At 68.5% G+C, this 5,172-nt stretch carries 4 protein-coding genes; 2 read left to right on the top strand and 2 right to left on the bottom strand.

Annotation, left to right across the window (positions count from 1 at the left end; all coding sequences use genetic code 11):
* Positions 1 to 168 precede the first annotated feature (168 nt).
* Entirely contained in the window at positions 169 to 1,395 is a 1,227-nt protein-coding gene (locus DPV74_RS38815) for an amino acid deaminase/aldolase (protein WP_119339113.1), read from the bottom strand.
* A gap of 430 nt (positions 1,396 to 1,825) precedes the next feature.
* Here DPV74_RS38815 and plcR point away from each other — a divergent pair, with 430 nt between their 5' ends.
* Positions 1,826 to 2,545 carry a phospholipase C accessory protein PlcR gene (gene plcR / locus DPV74_RS38810; RefSeq protein WP_119339112.1) on the top strand — a complete coding sequence of 240 codons (720 nt, stop codon included), beginning with the start codon at positions 1,826 to 1,828 and terminating at the stop codon, positions 2,543 to 2,545.
* Between the two features lie 66 nt (positions 2,546 to 2,611).
* Positions 2,612 to 3,988: a pectin acetylesterase-family hydrolase gene (locus DPV74_RS38805; RefSeq protein ID WP_119339111.1), complete on the top strand. Its 1,377-nt coding sequence runs from the start codon at positions 2,612 to 2,614 to the stop codon at positions 3,986 to 3,988.
* Between the two features lie 63 nt (positions 3,989 to 4,051).
* Here DPV74_RS38805 and DPV74_RS38800 read toward each other — a convergent pair.
* Positions 4,052 to 5,172: J domain-containing protein (locus DPV74_RS38800; RefSeq protein ID WP_162923272.1), on the bottom strand; the 1,121-nt coding region annotated here is incomplete at its 5' end.

Raw genomic sequence — 5,172 nt, 5'->3', positions numbered from 1 at the left:
CTGCCGCCGCGTCGCGCAGCACCGCCGCGAGCGCGGCGTGCGACGCGGGCGTCGACACGGTTGCATCAGGACTGCAGACATATCCCGACCAGTTACGCCACATGGCATTGTCTCCGTGGTTGTCGATCGAATGAGTTGAACGGTCTGAGCGACGGGCCGCGCGGCCCGCTAGAAAAAGCTCTTGCCTTCGCCGCGATAGGTGGGCGCCTCGCCGACCACGCGGCCGCCGCGGATCAGCAGCAGCGTGTTGAAGCGTTCGCACAGTTCGCCAGCCTTCGCGTGACGGAACAGGATCGGATCGCCGATCGCCGGTGCGACGCCGCGCGGCACGCGCACGGGCGTCTGCACCTCGCCCGCGCCTTCGTTGTCGATCAGCGTGCAGCCGGCCGGCAGCCACGGGCGGGGCAGCCGGCTCTTGCCGGCCGGGCCCGACGCGATATAGCCGCCGCCCGAGCAGGTCACGATGCCCGGCTGCGGAATCCGCACGACCGGCAGCGCGAAGCCGGCGGCGGGTTGCGCATGAAACGCCGCATAGTGATCGAACAGCGCCGGCGCGTAGAGGCCGGAGCCGGCGGCGAGCTCGGTGACCGATGCGTCGCCCAGCGTGCTTTCGAAGCTGCCGGTGCCGCCGCCGTTCACGAAGCGCAACGTGTGGCCCGCCGCCGCGAGCGCCTGCACGGCCGCGTGGCGGCGCGCGTTGATCTCGCGCGCCGAGCGGCGCTTCAGGTGGCGCACCAGCGCGTTGCGCGCGCCGCTGCCCGGCTCCGTGTCGGCCACGCCGGCGATCTGTCCTTCGTAACCCATCAGCCCGTCGAGCCGCACGTGCTGCCGCTCGCCGATGCGGTTCGCGAGGGCGAGTGCAGCGGCCACGTCGCGCACCGGCGAGCGGTACATGCCGAAATACAGGCCCGGATACGCGGACGACATGTCGAGATCGATCGCGAGCGGGATCGTCACGCTTTCCGCGCGTGCGAGGCCGTCGATCGCGTCGATCTGGGCGGCATCGTCGACCATCAGCGTGATCGAGCGGCCCCGCCCGAGCTGCGCGGCCACCGCGCGAAGGTCGTCGGCTTCGACGGTTGGATAAGCGACGACGATGTCGTCGAACCCGCTGTCCGCAAGCCACGCGGCTTCCGCGGCCGAATAGCACAGCAGCCCCTGCATGAACGGGCCGGCGGCGAGCACCGCGCCGATCAGTTCGCGCGAACGTACCGATTTCGTCGCGAGCCGGATCGGCAGGCCGCGCGAGCGGCGCTTCAGGTCGGCGAGGTTCGCGTCGAGGCAGTCGAGATCGACGAATGCGGCGGGAAGGCGGCAGCCCGCGAGCGCGTCGCGGTAGGTCGGATAGTCGTGGACGGCGGCGGGTGCGCGATGCGGAAGGTCTGCACGGCTCATGGAGCGGGCTCGGCTGGGTGGGGTGTGTGCCGCGCCGACCGTTCGGCGCGTGTCGGAAACCAGCATAGGGCCGGCCAAAATGACGACCAAGCGCTCAGCGGGTCGTTCGACGGGTCTTATCCGGCCATCCGTATCGGCCACACGCACGCGTGAGCGTCGCGCCCCGTGAAGGTGGATCGTTGCTTGCTTGGTGTCGCGGCGCACATCGCGCGTGCCGGCGCGAACCACCGCCGGACGGGCACGACGCTCGACATCACGCGCGTGCCGATGCGACAACGAAATGCGTTTCAAACGTCTTGCCGGCCATCGCCGCTGCGCGCAGGTTTAGTGCCCGCGTTCTAGTGCCGCTTTTGACTGCATGCCGGATTCGACCTAGAACCTACTCGCGGATGCACCGGCGAAGAACGGCATGACGTGACGAGGAGGCGACGTGAAGAAGAACAGGGCACTCTGGCGGCGCACGGGCGCGATCGCGGCGATCGGCGTGGCCGCCGTCGCGATCTGGCGATACGAAGCGGCGACACCGGCGCAAGCCGCGTCGTCCGGCACGCCGGTCGCGACGGCGGGCACGCGGTCCGGCGCGGCCGATACGTTCGGTACCGGCGTCGGCGCCGCGACACCGGGCCCCGAGGAGCGACGGCTCGACGTCGACGCGCTGCGCCGCAGCCTTGCCGGGCGCCCCGATGCGGACGCGGAAGTGAAGCGCGTCGTCGCATTCGCGCGCTTCCGCGACGAGGTCGCCGCTTACGGCGATCGCCGCAACAGCCTGCCGCCAACCGAGCGCGACGCGCTCGCGCGCCGGATTCTCGACGAACTTCCCGACCACGTCGCGCGCAACGAGATCGTGCCCGTGCAGGCCGAAGCGCTGAGCGCGGCGCTGCTGACCGACACCGAGGCCGACCCCGCGACGCGCAGTGCGGCGATCCGGTCGATGCGCGCGCAATGGGACACCTATGCGCAGCGGACGGTCGGCCCGTCGCCGGCGCAGGACCCGCGCTATCTCTCGTACGAACAGCAGAGCCGCGACGTCGTCCGGCAGGTTCAGGCGAGCATTCCCGATCCCGACCAGCAGCAAGCCGTCATCGCGCAACGCCTGCAGGCGTTGCGCGTCCAGCTGTTCGACGGCGCTTCACCGTCCGGCGTGCACTGAGCGCCGAATCCGCGCGGCCGGGGCGGCGCCCGGCGGCCGCGTCATGTCCATCGACAAGGAGGGGAGATGTCCACAGCACGATGCCTGCTGCGCGCGGCCGTTGCCGCGCTGCTCGGTTGCGCGGCACTGAACGGTCACGCGGCCGATACGACGATGCCGGATCCGTCGGTTCCTTATTATTCGTGGTACGAAGTGACGTTGCCCGAGAGCACCGGTGCATCGTGCGGCAACGGCACGCCGATGCGCTTCTACATCAATCGCGCGCAGTCGGACAACCTGCTGTACATGATGGAGCCGGGCGGCGCGTGCTGGGACTACGGCACCTGCACGCAGACGTCGACCGGTGCCGAGGCCGGCCTCGGCGGCTTCAACCCGGACGGCATCCCGCACAACTACATGAACGGCACCGCGAACGAGAGCCTGCTGTCGTCGTTCCTGTCGCCGCTGCTGACGCGCATGGATCTCGCGCACATTCTCGTCGGCGAGCCGAAGGTCGAAACGCAGCAATGGACACAGGTTTTCGTGCCCTATTGCACCGGAGATATCCACATGGGCAGCGCGGTGCGCAACTACACGTCGCCGTCCGGCGACTGGCGCCTGCAGCACTACAGCGGGCTGAAGAACATCCAGGCCGTCGCGCAGTGGCTGACGTCGCACGGCTTCGGCAAGCCGAACCGGCTGCTCGTGTACGGGATGAGCGCGGGCGGCTACGGCACGCTCGCGAACTACGCGACGCTGCGCAACACGCTGCAGCCGCAGGCGCACAGTTCGCTGCTCGACGACGCCGGCACGGTGTTCAACACGCCGTTCGATGCGGACGCGGCCACGCATCCGTCGGTCGGCCTGTACGACCGCGTGCGCACCGAGTGGGGGATGACGGGCCCCGACGGGATGATCACCGTGAACAGCCGCCTGACCAGCCGGTTCGACCCCGGCAACATGGGGAGCGCGTACGCGGCGCTGTCGGCGACCTTTCCGCATGATCGCTTCGGTTTTTCCAGCTACCAGCGCGACAAGATCATCGCCGCGTATCACTATCGCGCGTTCGTGCCGGCCGTGATCGCGGCGCCGGACGACGCGACGAAGGATGCGCTGTCGCTCGCGATGTTCGGGAAGGAGCTGGACGGGCTGAAGCAGACGCTGAACCCGCTGCCGAACTTCGGCTATTTCATGCCGTGGGCGCGCAACGACTTCATCGCCAACCATCAGGTGACGGCGGTCAGCTTCACCGGGTCGGGGATCCACGAGAACGGCGCCGACGCGGATATCGGCACGTTCGTCGACAACCTGCTGAACCAGCAGGACCCGGCCGAGACGCCGGTGATGAAGGCGTTCCGCACGCAGCAGTGGTCGGATTTCACGTTCTCGACGTTTCTCGCGTGGATCGACAGCGTGTTCAACCTGACCGGCGAAGCGGGGCCGATCTCGGGGCACCGGGCGTGAACGGGTGACGGAGGCGCGGTGCGGTGCGCTGCTCTGCGCCGACGTTGCGCCGGGCGTGCGCGTTCAGTACGAATCGTCGTCGAAGCGGGACGATGCCGGCCGGCGCTTCATCTCCTTCAGCCATTCCCTGACGTTGTCCGGGTCGTCGAATTCGCGCACCGCGATGGTCAGGTCCTGATTGCTGCGCTGCATGCCGGCAATGTCGCGCGTCAGTATCCGCATGACCGTATCGGGCGCGATCTTGACGGACGATGCGATGCCGTAGGTTCGGCGGAAGTGGGTTTCGACGTGCCGGATCTCCTGGTCCAGCTCGCGCACCTGTTCCTCCAGGATGCCGTTGTAGCGCATCAGCCGGTCTTCGCCGAGGCCGTCGATCGCGCGCCGGTCGATCTGCTCGATCTCCAGCTGCAGTTCCAGCAGTTGCAGCAGGTTGCCTTTCGCATACGCGTGGTTGACCCGCTGCATCAGCACGGTCTTGCGTTCCTGTTCCTTCGGATCGGTTTCGCGATCGGGATGCAGCACGCTCGCGAGCTTGCGATAGACGTCGCGAATCGACTTGCTCGATTCGGCCTGCTCGGCTTCGCGCCTCGCTTGCGCCGCCGATTGCCGGGGCGCTTTCTTGCGTTTCGCGCGCTGCGCCTCGCGGGCCTCGTGCTCGGCCATGTCGCGCCTGAACTGTTCGTCCAGCTCGGCTTGCATGCGCTCGGCGAGTTCGTCGGGCGACAGCGTGTCGAGATCGTCTTCCGGTGCGGGGGCGGGCGCAGGCTCCGGTGCCTGCTTCGGCCGTGCGCGATCGGCTGCCGTACGGTCGTCGTCGCCGGATGCGCGGTGCCGGTTGTAGATGATCTTCAACTGCGCGTCGTCGCTGACGTCGAGCAGGTCGCGCGCCATGTTCACGATCACGTCGGACAGCGTGCGCTGCTCGGCCTTGCTCAAGCCCTTTTGCAGGAACGCGTCGTCGAGCCGGTTGAGCAGGCTGATCCGCAACGCCGTCGCCGCTTGCTCGAGCGGCAGCAGCCCGTCGACGAATTTCTTCTGGAAGGCCGGCGTCACGGCGTCCCATGCGCCGAGGCGTTCGCGCCGCGTTTCGATCTGCTGGACGAGCGTATTGAACGTCTTCTGGGCTTTCGACAGGCTGGCTGTCTCGTGGCCGGGCGCAATGACGACCGCGGCACCGCGTCGTG

Origin of the sequence: Burkholderia sp. HAN2018, assembly GCF_024704855.1 — a bacterium.
GTDB classification, from domain to species: domain Bacteria; phylum Pseudomonadota; class Gammaproteobacteria; order Burkholderiales; family Burkholderiaceae; genus Burkholderia; species Burkholderia cepacia.
Note: the sequence above shows the minus strand (reverse complement) of the source record. Positions and strands in the feature narration are given on the sequence as shown.